The organism is Microvirga mediterraneensis (assembly GCF_013520865.1).
GTDB lineage: Bacteria > Pseudomonadota > Alphaproteobacteria > Rhizobiales > Beijerinckiaceae > Microvirga > Microvirga mediterraneensis.
In genome coordinates this window covers 1,196,838-1,210,526 of the sequence record NZ_JACDXJ010000001.1, presented here as the reverse complement: position 1 = coordinate 1,210,526, position 13,689 = coordinate 1,196,838, and the positions used below count along the sequence as shown (strand labels likewise).

The 13,689-nt window shown below is 64.8% G+C and carries 13 protein-coding genes; 5 read left to right on the top strand and 8 right to left on the bottom strand.

From position 1 onward, the window contains the following. Window positions 1–3: 3 nt before the first annotated feature. From H0S73_RS05675 to H0S73_RS05665, 3 genes are all read right to left on the bottom strand, one after another. Window positions 4–582 carry a c-type cytochrome gene (locus H0S73_RS05675; protein ID WP_181051252.1) on the bottom strand — a complete coding sequence of 193 codons (579 nt, stop codon included), beginning with the start codon at window positions 580–582 and terminating at the stop codon, window positions 4–6. After that, window positions 563–2,371 carry a methanol/ethanol family PQQ-dependent dehydrogenase gene (locus H0S73_RS05670; RefSeq protein WP_181051251.1) on the bottom strand — a complete coding sequence of 603 codons (1,809 nt, stop codon included), beginning with the start codon at window positions 2,369–2,371 and terminating at the stop codon, window positions 563–565. The genes H0S73_RS05675 and H0S73_RS05670 overlap by 20 nt, the downstream gene beginning before the upstream one ends. A gap of 105 nt (window positions 2,372–2,476) precedes the next feature. Beyond that, window positions 2,477–2,644: a hypothetical protein gene (locus tag H0S73_RS05665; RefSeq protein WP_181051250.1), complete on the bottom strand. Its 168-nt coding sequence runs from the start codon at window positions 2,642–2,644 to the stop codon at window positions 2,477–2,479. 93 nt (window positions 2,645–2,737) lie between these two features. On the opposite strand from H0S73_RS05665, the gene rocF reads away from it, so the two are divergent. Next, complete coding sequence (gene rocF / locus H0S73_RS05660; RefSeq protein ID WP_181051249.1) at window positions 2,738–3,688, top strand: arginase; 951 nt, start codon at window positions 2,738–2,740, stop codon at window positions 3,686–3,688. A 141-nt stretch (window positions 3,689–3,829) separates the two neighbouring features. Further along, window positions 3,830–5,191, top strand: coding sequence for an NAD(P)/FAD-dependent oxidoreductase (locus H0S73_RS05655; protein ID WP_181051248.1), 1,362 nt, complete (start codon window positions 3,830–3,832; stop codon window positions 5,189–5,191). Window positions 5,192–5,216: 25 nt separating this feature from the next. Here the strand turns inward: H0S73_RS05655 and H0S73_RS05650 are convergent, their stop codons facing one another. From H0S73_RS05650 to H0S73_RS05640, 3 genes are all read right to left on the bottom strand, one after another. After that, window positions 5,217–5,462, bottom strand: coding sequence for a hypothetical protein (locus H0S73_RS05650; protein WP_181051247.1), 246 nt, complete (start codon window positions 5,460–5,462; stop codon window positions 5,217–5,219). 54 nt (window positions 5,463–5,516) lie between these two features. After that, window positions 5,517–6,629, bottom strand: coding sequence for an NADH:flavin oxidoreductase/NADH oxidase (locus H0S73_RS05645; RefSeq protein ID WP_181051246.1), 1,113 nt, complete (start codon window positions 6,627–6,629; stop codon window positions 5,517–5,519). 72 nt (window positions 6,630–6,701) lie between these two features. Next, window positions 6,702–7,424: a Crp/Fnr family transcriptional regulator gene (locus tag H0S73_RS05640; protein WP_246388744.1), complete on the bottom strand. Its 723-nt coding sequence runs from the start codon at window positions 7,422–7,424 to the stop codon at window positions 6,702–6,704. 400 nt (window positions 7,425–7,824) lie between these two features. On the opposite strand from H0S73_RS05640, the gene H0S73_RS26235 reads away from it, so the two are divergent. From H0S73_RS26235 to H0S73_RS05625, 3 genes are all read left to right on the top strand, one after another. Then, entirely contained in the window at window positions 7,825–10,602 is a 2,778-nt protein-coding gene (locus H0S73_RS26235; protein ID WP_181051245.1) for a PAS domain S-box protein, read from the top strand. Between the two features lie 89 nt (window positions 10,603–10,691). Continuing rightward, complete coding sequence (locus tag H0S73_RS05630) at window positions 10,692–11,582, top strand: LysR family transcriptional regulator (RefSeq protein ID WP_181051244.1); 891 nt, start codon at window positions 10,692–10,694, stop codon at window positions 11,580–11,582. 226 nt (window positions 11,583–11,808) lie between these two features. After that, a complete protein-coding gene (locus H0S73_RS05625; protein WP_181051243.1) occupies window positions 11,809–12,009 on the top strand; it encodes a hypothetical protein in 201 nt (66 codons plus the stop codon). A gap of 147 nt (window positions 12,010–12,156) precedes the next feature. Here the strand turns inward: H0S73_RS05625 and H0S73_RS05620 are convergent, their stop codons facing one another. Both H0S73_RS05620 and H0S73_RS05615 read right to left on the bottom strand, forming a co-directional pair. Beyond that, window positions 12,157–12,390, bottom strand: coding sequence for a hypothetical protein (locus H0S73_RS05620; RefSeq protein WP_246388742.1), 234 nt, complete (start codon window positions 12,388–12,390; stop codon window positions 12,157–12,159). A gap of 228 nt (window positions 12,391–12,618) precedes the next feature. After that, window positions 12,619–13,383 carry a LuxR C-terminal-related transcriptional regulator gene (locus H0S73_RS05615; protein WP_181051242.1) on the bottom strand — a complete coding sequence of 255 codons (765 nt, stop codon included), beginning with the start codon at window positions 13,381–13,383 and terminating at the stop codon, window positions 12,619–12,621. Between the last annotated feature and the right edge of the window lie 306 nt (window positions 13,384–13,689).

The window sequence follows — 13,689 nt, the reverse complement described above, 5'->3', positions numbered from 1 at the left end:
GCCTCATTGCGGCATCTGAGCGGATGGCGGCGTCTGTCCGCCGTCGATCACCTGGCCGGGCGGCCTGCGCTGCTCTGCCGGTCCCGAACTCATGTCGTCCCGGCGGCCGGGCGCCGCCGCCTTCGGCACATTGCGGCCCATGGAGCGCACATAGGCGGCGATTTCCCAGATCTGCTCGTCGGGGACCTTCCCGCGAAACGACGGCATGCCGTTCGGCCGTCCCTCGCGAATGGACTGGACGATGTTTTCGATCTGGCCTCCATAGATCCACGTGTCGTCCATCAGTGCGGGTCCGGACCCGCCGCCTCCGTTGCCGTGGCAGCCGTTGCAGTTGAACCATGCGTAGAGGCGCTGGCCCTGCGCGATCTGGTAGGCATTCTCCTCGTATTTCTTGGCCGTGCCGGAACGCTGTTCGACGGGACCGCTCGGCCCCGGAGACAAAGGCACCAGCGAGACCTGTTCCTCCGTCTCGTCCGTCATGGACTTGGAACGAAAATCCCGCTCTTCGCGCTGGCACGCCGCGAGAGCGAAAGCCGTCAGGAGAACCGGCACGGCAACGGCCTTAAGGGAGTTTGAACACATGCAGGGTTCCTCCCTTGACCGTGACGTTCTTCAGCTCCCGCATGGCGTTGACGAATCCGAGCGCGGCCGTCCCGTCGCGCGGATCGAGATCGCCCGACACGATCGATCCGGCCCATCCGCCGACGCCGGACAGGATCGCCACGTATTGCCGGCCGTCGGGCCCGCGATAGGTGGTGGGCTGCCCGACGATCCCCGACGACGTCCTGAACTGCCACAGCACTTCGCCGGTGCGCGCATGCACGGCCTTGAACCAGCCGTCCATCGTTCCGTAGAACACCAGGTCGCCCGCCGTCGCGAGCGCGCCGCTCCAGACGGGAAAGCGCTCGTTGATGGTCCAGAGCTCCCTGCCCTGCCGGATGTCCCAGGCGGAGAACTCGCCCATATGGCCGCCGGGCCCCGGAAACATGCGGATCTCGGCGCCGACATAAGGCGTTCCGGCGATGTAGTTCGGCTCGGTGCTTTCCCAGTCCATGCACAGGTTCACATGCGGGATGTAGAGAAGACCCGTCCTTGGAGAGAAGGCACTGGGATTCCAGTTCTTCGCACCAGACGCCGCCGGGCAGATGTCGCGAACGACGCGATTGTTCACCGGATCCTTGTCGGCACTGTACTGAATTTTCCCTGTCTTGAGGTCGACGCCCGTTGCAGCCGTGAGGGCGTGGAAGGGTTTTGCGGACAGCACTTCGCCGCTCGTGCGGTCGATGACGTAGACGAAGCCGGTCTGTCCCGGATGCACCAGCACCTTGCGCGGCCTTCCCTCCCACTCCATGTCGAGGAGGATCGTCTCGTTGGTGCCGCTTCGTCCGTGAAGATCGTGCGGTGCGATCTGGTAGAACCAGCGCGCCTCGCCCGTATCGGCATCGCGGGCGAAGATTCCCGCCGTCCACTTGTTGTCGCCGGGGCGCGGGTTCGGATTCCAGGGACCGGGATTGCCCGTGCCGTGATAGACGAGGTTCAGATCGGGATCGTAGGAAAGCCAGCCCGAGACGGTCCCGCCGCCCTGCTGCCAGCCGTCAGCCGGCCATGTGGCGACGCCGAGGTCCTTGCTCTTGTCGCTGTCGTAGAACGGCTTGAAGTTCGGGCCGATCTTCACGTCCTGATCGGGGCCCGTGCTGTAGGCTTTCCAAACGCTTCTGCCGGAATTGACGTCAAGCGCCTCGATCCAGCCGCGAACGCCGAACTGGCCTCCGGAAACGCCGACGATCACCTTGTCCTTCACGACCAGGGGCGCCATGATCATGGTCTCGCCACGGGTGATGTCGCCGAGGCGGGGTCTCCAGACCTCCTCGCCCGTCTCCGCATCCACCGCGAGCACCTGGGCATCCAGTGTCGTGAAGACGATGCGCCCATTCGCGAAGGCAGGACCGCGATTGACCCCATCGCAGCAGGCGACGCCCTGCGCGGCGGCGGCCGGCTTCGGGTTGTACTGCCACTTCAGCGGCGCGCCGGGCTGGGTCAGATCCAGGGCGTAGAGGATGTTGGGATAGGGCGAGAGCACGTACATCGTGCCGCCGACCACGAGCGGAGCGGCCTCCTGTCCTTTGTTGACCCCGGTCGAGAAGGTGAAGGCGACCTGCAGGTTCTTCACGTTCTCGGCGGTGATCTCGGACAGGTCGCTGAAGCGCGTCGATGCATCATTCTTCTGCGGGATCGTCCACTGCCCGTCCTCGGGCGCAGAGACGAAGGACGGGGCGGCAAGCTGAGGCGGGGCGGTCTGGGCCGGAGTCGGGGAGACAGGCTGGACGATCAGCAGAAGAGCCAGGACGAGGGCAAGGCGAGCTCCACCCAAAGTTATTCTCCGGAACGCCTGAACAGCGCCGCCACGAGGCGGCTCGACTCTAACCGTTCAGCTTCGTTGATGTTCCCGAAAATGTGATCTGGAGCGTCGGGAACCTCAGGGCCAGAACTGCCGGACGGGAATGCCGTATTCATTGGTGGCCAGCACGAGAATGATCGCCGCCGCAGCCGCCAGGAGCCCGATCAGGGCAAGCGTCACCAGGAAGCCCCGGTCGCGGAAAATGCGGAAATCCTTGCGTAACGAGCTGAGCTGCGGCTCCGTCATTGTCGGCTCCGGAGAGGTTCGTGCTATGGAGGCAACCGGAAAGCGAACGTCGTGTTCCGCACAGGGGACCGACCGGATCTCGAGGAGAACAGAATGACTTCGAAGCCGTGCATCGTTCTGGGCGTGCCGGTTCAGGAGGGCGCCGGCCGGCTCGGCTGCGACATGGGCCCGAGCGCCTTCCGGACCGCCGGCCTCCTCACCGAGCTGCAAAGCCTCGGCTACCAGGTGGAAGACCGGGGCAACATCGCGCCCCGGCCGCTGCGGGACCTGCGGCATCCGAACGCCGCCATCAAGGCCCTGCCCGAGACCGTCGCCTGGACCGAAGCCATCGCCGAGGCGGCCTATCGGGCCGCTGGCGACGGGATGCCGATCTTCGCCGGCGGCGACCACAGCCTCTCGGCCGGCTCGATGAGCGGGCTCGCCCGCCGCGCCGCCGAGGAAGGACGCGAGTTCTTCGTCCTGTGGCTCGACTCGCATCCGGACTTCCACACCCTCGCCACGACCACGAGCGGCAACCTGCACGGCGTGCCGATGGCCTATGCCACGGGTCGCGAGGGCTTCGACGGCTATTTCCCGCCGCTGTCCGCCCCCATCAAGCCGCAGAACGTCTGCATGATGGGCATCCGCAGCGTCGATCCCGCGGAGCGCTCGGCCCTGCAGGGCGCGGGCGTGACGGTCCACGACATGCGTTCCATCGACGAGAACGGCGTCGTGTCGCTCCTCGATGCCTTCCTCAAGCGCGTGGCGGCGGCGGATGGGCTTCTCCACGTGAGCCTCGACGTCGACTTCCTGGACCCTGTGATCGCGCCCGGCGTCGGCACCACGGTTCCGGGCGGCGCGACCTTCCGCGAGGCGCATCTCATCATGGAGATCCTGCACGACAGCGGCCTCGTGAGCAGCCTCGACCTCGTCGAGCTCAACCCATTCCTCGACGAGCGCGGCCGCACGGCCCTGCTCATGGTCGATCTCGTGGCGAGCCTGATGGGACGGCGCGTCCTCGACCGGCCGACCCAGAGCTATCGCTATACGCCCAAGTTCGGCTGAGCTGGAGGATCATTGGACGACCAGATTTGAGGGATTCAAGCCGCCGCGAGCGCGGAACATCGATGGCTCCGCGCCACTTAGCCTGAGTGAGGATGGCGCCGCACAGCCGGCCATTCCCATGCGACGAAAGCGAGGGCCGCGATGACCGCTCGAAGACCAAAGGTTGTGATCGTCGGAGCGGGGTTCGGCGGGCTCACCGCGGCTCAATCCCTGGCGCGGGCTCCGGTCGATGTGACGATCATCGACCGGCACAACTTTCACTATTTCCAGCCCCTGCTCTATCAGGTCGCTACGGCGGCCCTGTCCCCGGCCGACATTGCATGGCCGATCCGCGGCATTCTGAGGCGCCAGAAGAACGCGACGGTGTTCCTGGCGGATGTCGCCGGCATCGACGCACAGGCACGCATCGTCCACGCGGGATCGTTGTGCGTTCCGTACGATTACCTCGTCCTCGCGACCGGCGCCACGCACTCCTATTTCGGGCATCCGGAATGGGCGTCCGTCGCGCCGGGACTGAAGCAGATCGAGGATGCGACGGTGATCCGCCGCAAGATCCTTCTCGCCTTCGAACACGCCGAACTGACCGACGACGCCGACGAGCAGCGCCGCCTGCTCACCTTCGTGATCGTGGGCGGCGGCCCCACGGGCGTCGAAATGGCGGGGGCTATCGCGGAGGTGGCGCATCATGCCCTGTCGACCGAGTTTCGGAGGATCGATCCCCATAGCGCTCGGGTGATCCTGATCGAGGCGGGGCCGCGCCTGCTGCCCGCCTTTCCCCAGGATCTCGCGGCCTATGCGCGGCAGTCCCTGGAGCGGATGGGCGTGGAGGTCAGGACAAATACCCTTGTGACGGATTGCACCGAAACCGGCGTCGACTTGGGAGAGACACAGATCGCCGCCGGAACGGTCATTTGGGCGGCGGGCGTCGTGGCCTCCCCGGCAGCCGAATGGCTTGGAGCGGAACACGACCGTGCCGAGCGGGTCAAGGTCGACGCGCACTTGAAGGTTCCCGGCAGGCCCGAGATCTTCGTGATCGGCGACACTGCGTCAGTCATCGATTCAGATGGAAAGCCGGTGCCAGGCATTGCTCCGGCGGCCAAGCAGATGGGCCGCTATGTGGCCGAGGTCATTGCTGCGGAGGCCGCGAACGGAACTACGCCGGGACCGTTCCGGTACCGGCATCAGGGCGACCTCGCCACGATCGGCCGCAAGGCTGCGGTGGTGAAGCTTGATTCCATACACCTCACCGGCTTCATCGGCTGGCTGTTCTGGGGCATCGCGCATGTCTATTTCCTGATCGGCTTGCGCAACCGTGCGGTCGTGGCGTTCACCTGGCTGTGGAACTATCTCACCTACCAACGGGGCGCGCGCCTCATCACCGGCGGCCCGGCCGCACAAGCTGCGGCGCAGGATGAGAAAGTCCGCCCGCTGCCTTCTTCGATCGAAGTGAGCCACGGACCTGAGCGCAATCAGTCGCGCGTGGGCCGAGCGGACTGGCGTTGATGCAACGGACGACATTGCGCAGACATCATTCGTGACTGTCGCGGTATGTTCGGCCATGGATCGCGTCGAAGCCGCGATCCGTCAGTTCGATCGTTCGTGCATCGGGCACCGCGACATACCCGAGATGAGTCAGCTCCGATACGGCCACCGCCACCGCGGGATCCGTCCCGAAATGCGCGTCCAGCGTCGCCATGGTGAGGCGCGCTCCCGGCCTGCGGTGCGTCTCGCGAATGTAATCGAGAATGTCGCATGCGGTCTCGCTCAGTTCCATGGGCGTGTCCCTCGATCCTCCCCCGACATGGCGTTCCTCCTTCGCCTCTTCCGATCAATCATCCGCCCGGATCTTGAAGAGGTCGGGATGTTGCCTTGGTTGAGAGCGAAGGTATTGCGGCGGCGCCTTGACGGCCGCGCCGAAATGCGCGGCGGCGTGCCAGGGCCAGCGGGGATCGTAGAGCGCCGCGCGCGCGATGGCGATCAGATCGGCGTCGCCCGTGACGAGGATGGACTCGGCTTGCACGTAATCCGTGATGAGGCCCACGGCGATGACGGGCATTCCGACGGATTTCAGGGAGCGGGCGAGCGGCACCTGATAGCTCGGTCCCACGGGGATTTTCTGCGCCGGCGTCAGACCGCCGCTCGACACGTGGATCGCGCTGCAGCCGCGGGCCTTGAGGGCTTTCGCGAATTCCACCGTCTCCTCGATGGTCCAGCCGCCCTCGGCCCAATCCGTGCCCGACACGCGCACCGTCACCGGACGCTCCGCCGGAAACGCGGCGCGAACGGCATCGAACACCTCGAGCGGGAAGCGCATCCGGTTCTCGATAGAGCCGCCATAATGGTCGTCGCGCCGGTTGGACAGCGGGGACAGGAACTGGTGCAGCAGGTAGCCGTGGGCCACGTGAATCTGCACGGCCGCGAGGCCGAGACGTCCGGCCCGCCGCGCCGCATCGGCGAAGGCATTGCGCACCCGCGCGAGCCCGTCCTGATCGAGCGCCGTGGGCGGCACTTCGCCGGCTCCGTGCGGGATCGCGGAAGGGGCCTCCGTCTGCCAGCCGTCGGCATGGCCGGGCGCGATCTGCCTGCCGCCTTTCCAGGGGACCTCCGTGGAGGCCTTGCGTCCGGCATGGCCCAGCTGGATCGCGATCGGCATGTCGGACCAGCGCCGGATTCCGTCGAGGACGCGGCGCATGGCTGCTTCGCATTCATCCGAGTAGAGACCCACATCCCCGTAGGTGATCCGGCCCTCGGGCACGACCGCCGTCGCCTCGATGGTCAGGAGCGCCGCGCCCGAGAGCGCAAGCTGGCCCAGATGGATCAGGTGCCAATCGTTCATGCAGCCGTTCTCGGCCGAATACTGGCACATGGGCGCGATGACGATCCGGTTGGCGAGTTCAAGGCCTCCGACCCGGAAGGGCGTGAACAGCTTCGCATGCGACATGGACTGCCTCTCGGATTGCAGAAGGATATCTTTTCGGGGATTCAGCGGTTCCAAAACCAGGTCCCGGTTTCACTACCTGAGGTGAAGATAGGCAGGATCGAAGTCGCCCGCCATTTGAAGGGCCTCCCAATCCGGGATGTGGAGCGAACCTCCGCGCAGAACGATCACACCCTCGCTTCTCAGATCCTGGAGGACTCGGTTCACGTGAACGGTCGAGAGGCCCAGCGCATCGCCAAGTTCGTTCTGTGTCACCGGCAGGTCATAGCCGCCATCGCCGGCAAGGCCGACCGCCTTCAGGCGCACCTGAAGCTCGCAGAGAAGGTGGGCGATGCGCTGATAGGCCGAGCGGCGCCCCAGGCCGATCATCCATTCGCGGAAGATGGCCGCATCGATGAGGGTATCGCGCCAGAAAGCGGCCGCGAGGTTGGAATACCGATCAAGGAGATCGCGCAGGCTCTCGTGCGGGATCAACGCGATGCTGCTCGTCACGAGCGTCCCGACGCTGTGGTCCATCACGTTCAGATGGAGGCTTTGCAGGTCGGGAATGTCGCCCGGAATATAGAATCCCATGATCTGCCGCCTGCCGTCGGAGAGAACCTTGTACCGGCAGACGAAGCCGCTCAGGACCAGACAGCATTCAGAAGGCCGGTCCCCGTCGCGAACGATATCGCAATCCGCCTCCAGGACCTTGACGCTCATCGGCAGGTCGAGAAGCGCCTGCTTCTCCTCATCGGAGAGGCTGAAAATGCTGTCGAGCTTCCGCAGCAGAGGATTGTTGTTGGCCTGTTTGTGCATGGCGAAGCTCATCATAGCACCTCATGCCCTGCCGGGAGAGTACTATAGTGAAGCGTACTATAGCACAGCCAAGGGCCGGGAATGGTTACGCTCGCCACGCCCCATGAACACATCGCTCCATCGTCAATGCGGGCGCGGAGCATTCTGTTGCGTCTCCTCGCCAAATATCTGCTTTGTGAGCAGGTTTCGAGGAACAGGCGGTCTCAGAATGTCTTTTCCTTATGGAGTGCAACCTAGGGTCCACTTCATGAGCAATCGTGATATCATCGTGATGCCCCGCGCCTCTCGCATGAGCGACGGCGGACAAGGGGACGCCGGGTTGGCCATGGCCATGAGTTTTGAAACGTGGTGCAATTCTCCATAGCATGCGAAGTCTCCACTTGAGCCGGGAATCTCCATCGTGGCCGCCAAGAGGAATAAGACGACAGCCTCCGGAAATGCCCGAAAAGCCGAAGCCGGGTCCCAAAGCGCTCCCTTTATCGCCGCCGTGGGAGCCCCGGGGGCGGAAAGCCTATCCCTGGAGCGGTTCCTGGCCGAGCTGACGGTCGGCGAGGAGATGGCGGTCGTCCTGGTCTTCCACTCGCGGAAGGCGCTCGACGACGCGCGGTTCACGGAGGCGCTGTCGAAACAGGGGCGGACCCTCACCCGGGCGGCTCGCGGCGCCCTTGTCGAACCCGGCAGGATCTATTGGGCCTCCCTCGACACGATCCTGACCATCGAGAACGGGCGCTTTCGGATCCGCGATGCTCAGGAACCTCCGGGCAAGCGGGGAACCATCGACCGTTTCCTCATCTCGGTGGCGCAAGACACGGGAAAGAAAGCCATCGGCATCCTCTTCTCGGGCACGCAAGGGGATGGAGCGCTCGGCATCACGGCGATCAAGGAGGCGGGCGGCCTGACGCTGGCTGAGGAAGGCACGGAGCTTTCGGCCGGGGGGATCGTTCCCAGCCACGGCAGGGGCGCCATCGCGGATTTCGTCCTGCCTCCGGAGGAGATGGCAAAACGCGTGCAGCTCCATGTGAGCCACGCGGCCCGGTACGACGAGGCCGCCGGAATCTCGGGTGCCCCGGCCGGCATCGCCACGATCGCGCACGGCGATAAAGGCCCTGATTTGCACGGCGGCACGCCGAACACGTTCCACCGCCTCAGGCCGCGCCGCGTGCGGAGCGTCCAGGCAAAGGCGGTCGACGCCAAGCTCGCGCGCAAGGCCAAAGCCATCGCGAAGCGTTACATGCCAGCCTATGTGGTGACGGACGGGAATTTCGACGTCACGCATTTCTCGGACCGGATGGGACGCTTCCTCGAGCCTGCCGGCGGAACCGCGACCCTCAACCTGCTGGCCCTCGTTCATAACGACCTGCGCCTCGGCCTGCGGACTGCGCTGACGAGGGCCTCGGAGGAACGCCAGGTCGTTCAGGTCGATGGGCTCCGGATGGGCCAGAACGGCAAGCGCATCGACGTCGACATCGTCGTCGAGCCCGTGCGCGATCAGCCCGACGGTGCCCCGGGCTTCGTGGTCGTCTTCAAGGACCGGCCCGGATCTTCCGAGGTGGAAGCCGCCCCCCGCGCCGGCGGCGCCCTGCGGGACGGGCATGTGCGGCACCTCGAAACGAATCTGCGCGTTGCACGAGAAAGGCTCCAGGCCACCATCGAGGAACTCGAGAACACGAACGAGGCGCTCGAGACCTCCAAGGAGGAGCTGCAATCCGCCACCGGCGAAATCGCCTACCAGGCACAGGAACTCGGCCGCTCGAACCGCGACCTCAAGAACCTGATGGAGAGCACGCAGATCGCGACGATCTTCCTCGACAGCGACATGCGCGTGACACACTACACCCCGACCGCGACAGAGATCTTCCATCTCGTCGCAACCGATCTCGGGCGTCCGATCGGACACATCAAGCCTCGCATCGCCTATGACGAACTCCAGGACGATGCCCGGCGCGTGATCCGGTCTCTCGGCAGCGTCACCCGCGAAATCGAGGATCCCGCGACGGGCACGTGTTACATGGCGCGCGTGCTGCCCTACCGCAGCATCGACAGCGACATCGGCGGCGCCGTCGTCACTTTTCTGGACGTCACCCCGCTCACCTGGGCGCAACAGGCTCTGCGCGAGAGCGAGGAGCGCTTCCGCGCCATGGCCGAACAGGCCGAGGTGGGCATCGCGATGACGGATCGCGAGGGGCGCGCCATCTATGTCAACGACCGCTATTGCGAGATCCTCGGCCTCGCCCGCGGGCAGATCGTCGGCCGCGCCATCCAGGAGCTGACGCCGCCCGATGAACGGGGACGTGGCGACGCCCTGCTCGCGCGTGCGCTCTTGAGCGGCGAAACGTCCATCGACGAGATAAGTCATCGCCGCCCCAACGGCTCGATCGTCTGGGTGCGGAACAACGTCAACGCCCGGCGCGATGCGGCCGGAGCCGTGGTGGGCTGCCTGATCGTCGCCATCGACATGACCGAGCGCGTCCGCGCGGAGGAAGCCCTGCGGGAGAAAGAGCAGCACACGAAGCTCCTGCTCGCCGAGCTTCAGCACCGCGTCCGGAGCACCCTCGCGGTCGTTCGCTCCATCACGCGGCGGACCGCGGCGAACAGCAATACGGCCGACGATTATGCCATGCATCTCGAAGGGCGGATCGAGGCCTTCGCCCGCACGCAGATCATGGCGACGCGCTCTGCTGTTCCCCTTGTCGATCTCGAGGAACTGGTGAGGGACGAGTTGCTCGCCCATGCGGTGCGAGACGACCAGAAGGCCCATGTCGAGGGACCGTCCGTGCGGCTGCGGACGGCGGTTGCGGACAAGCTGGGACTGGCGATCCATGAGCTCGCCGCCAACGCGGTCAAATACGGCGCCCTCGCGGAGGATGGCGGCCATATCGACGTGACCTGGAGTACCGCAGGCATGGACGGCGACCGGATGCTCAAGCTGGAATGGCGGGAAACGGGCGTCCACATGGCGAGCGCAGCCCCACGACGGCGCGGATTCGGCACCGAGCTGATCGAGCGTACCCTCCCGTCCGAGATCGACGCGCAGACGGCGCTGGAATTTACACCCGGCGGCGTCCGCTGCGTGATCGCGCTTCCCATCAACCCGCGAACCGCCCTCCTGGGCCGTGTCCACCCCTCGGACGGCCCGGACGAGGACGACCGGCCCGACGAGCGTCGCTCTTCACCGTGAAGATTGAGCTTGACCTGAACGGCCGCCCTGTTCTCCATTTGGCCGTCGCCCGCTGCCGCAGGCCCACCATCCAGCCTTAAGGATCCGCATTGGACTGGGACAAGATCAGACTGTTCTACGAAGTCGTCAACGCGGGGAATTTCACCCGTGCCGGCGAGAAGCTCGGTGTCAACCAGTCATCCATCAGCCGGCAGATCAGCGCCCTCGAGCATGAACTGAAGGTCCCGCTCTTCCACCGTCACCCGCGCGGTCTGGTTCTCACGGAACACGGCGACGTGCTGTTCAGGGCCGCGCAGGACATCCGCCTGCGCCTGGACGAAACGCGTCAGCGCCTGACCGAAACCAGCGAACGGCCCGCGGGCGATCTGCGCGTCACCGCGACGGTCGGCATCGGCGGCATCTGGCTCGCCAAGCGGATCACCGAGTTCCTCGACCTCTATCCCGAGGTGCGCATCCAGCTCATCCTCACGAACGACGAACTCGATCTCGCGATGCGGGAGGCGGATATCGCCATCCGCCTGCGCCTGCCGGCCCAGCCGGACCTGATCCAGCGCCGCCTCTTCACCATCCAGTACCATGCCTACGCGGCCCATACCTATATCGAGCGGTGCGGGGAGCCGGAAACCATCGCGGATCTCGACAAACACTCCATCCTCTGCCTCGGCGGCGACCAACCGTCCTTCATTCTCGATCTGCATCGCCTGACCACGCTCGGGCGCAACCCGAGGGATCCTCGTCCGAGCCGGTTCGTGGTCAACGACAGCCTGGCCCTGCGGCAGGCGATCGAGAACGGAGCCGGGATCGGCATGGCGCCGGACTACGCGATGAGCACCAATCCACGGGTCAAGCAGGTCCTGCGCGACGAGGAGATGCCGACCCTCGACAGTTACCTCGTCTATCCGGAAGAAATGCGCTCGGTCGCGCGCGTCCAGGTCTTCCGCGACTTCCTCGTCTCCAAGGCGCAGCGCTGGGACTTCTGAAGCGGGGGACGGTGCCCCTTCTTCGGGCTGCGCATCGTCCCCCGATCCCGCAGGCCCGCGCCAGAGAAATTCCGCTCCCCCTATGGGATCCGATTCGATGCCCTGCTCGTTGAACAACGCATCGTTCGGATGCGAACCCAAAGCGCCGCACGATCCGCAACCTCATTTTCTCCACGATTCTTGGGCTACCTAACGCTTTCCCGGAAACCCTCAGGGCATCACACCCATGTCACGGTCCGTTCTCGCTGTTCTGTCGCTTGCCGTCGGCCTTCCGTTCCTGATCCTGCTCGCTCTCGTCTCGTCGACGTCGGGAGTCAGCCCGAGCGTGTTCACGAGTGCCGTCGGCCTCGTGATCATGTCGGTGTTCCTGATGCTGGTGGTTTACGAGATCAAGCGGATCGTGGATCTGCCGCCGGATTCGCACTGAAGATAGTGCGCGCATAAAAAGAGCATCGTGCCGGCCCAGCGGCCCGCACGATGCTCTCAGGTTTTGATTGTCTTGCAGCTTGTCAGGTTAAACCGGCGCCGCCGCTCGCGTACGATGCGCCACACCCTCTCCGGCGGGAGAGGCTGTTCAGGCAGCGGCGCGCGACCGGCCCGGATTCTCCTCGGCCGCCGCATTCTCCAGAGCCATCAGCAAAACGCCGATGTCTTCGTTCAGAAGATCGATGGCATTACGCGCGTATTCGCGAAAGTCCTGCCTGATGGCCTCAGCCTCGGCATCCCACAGGCAGTCCTCATACTCGGCATCGTAAAATGCGCGAGCAACCAGCTCCACTTGATAATCCATGATGCCCCGCTTCACCATTCAGGTGATTTTGTTTTCGCATTGAACCCGCGGCGCAAAATACGCACTTACATTGATAATTCTAACGATCCGCCGCCAGGACGATATAAGGCTTACAGTCCACCTCGGCTGATCCGCAACTCGCCACATGAGCTACCTCCAAAGGAGTAGGCCGCCCGTCGGCGGCCCGTCACAATAGGAAGATTCGCGGAATCCGGCCGGTTTCGGTCATGGAAACGGCACTTATTCTCACTCTCCCGCCGCCAGGGCCCGGACATTATCCTGTGCAAGATCGAAGTGCCCGGTCGCCCAGATGGCCGCCTGGGTCCTGTTGGTGGCCTTCACCTTCCGCAGGATCGCCTTGATATGCACCTTCACCGTGGCCTCCGCCACGCCGAGCTCGCGCGCGATCACCTTGTTCGAGGCGCCACGGGTCAGGCAGCGGAGGATCTGAGCCTCCCGTTCCGACAGCTTGTCGAGGGCCTCCGCGGAGGCGGTGAACGGCGCGCCCGCACCATCATGGGCATATTGCGCCCGGCCCTGTCGGGCCAGTTCCAGAAGGGCCAGCCCGATCGAAGCCGGGATGTAGGTCTCGCCGAGGACGACGATTTCGAGAGCCTTGACCAGGGCATGACGATCCATGCTCGTCGGGCAGAACCCGTCCATGCCGGCGCCGCAGAGCTGAATGGCGGCGTCCGGATCCATCGTGTCGGCCAGGACGACCACGCGCGAGAACGGGTGCTGCGTCTTGAGCGCATCCACCATGGCGACGAGCTCCTCAGTCGACCTGTTCTCGCAGATCATGAAAAGCACGGGCATTGCATCGTCGAGCGCCGGAAGATTCGACGGATCGTCACACGGCTCTGCCGTCAAGGCGAAGCGTGTGCCGGAGAGCACGTGGCCAATGCCGGTGCGAAGCAGGAGATTCTGACAGATCAGAACCGTGGCGACGCTCTGGAAAGGATCCTGCGCGACGGCAGAAATTTGTTCTTTGTAGACAACATCGTGCCTCATGTGTGCTGTGCCCCCAATTAGTTCAGCGATATGTCGAGCAGGATCGTGACACCGTTCGCATGCAACACGAGGCGAGAAGCCTTGATCGAAAGGAGCCTGATCCATTAAGCCGATCCCCAATCGGATCGAGCGTGGCAACAACAATTCCTACAGGCATTAGTTCCTTGATACTACGGCCCCCGAAGGGGTAACTCTTACTCCTGGCGCGGGCCCCAAAGAGAGCCCTGTTCCGTTCGACTCGGCGCATAAGGGGAGCATTGCCCATGGCATGGAGCACGTGAAAGACAGGCGTCGCCTTTCACGTCC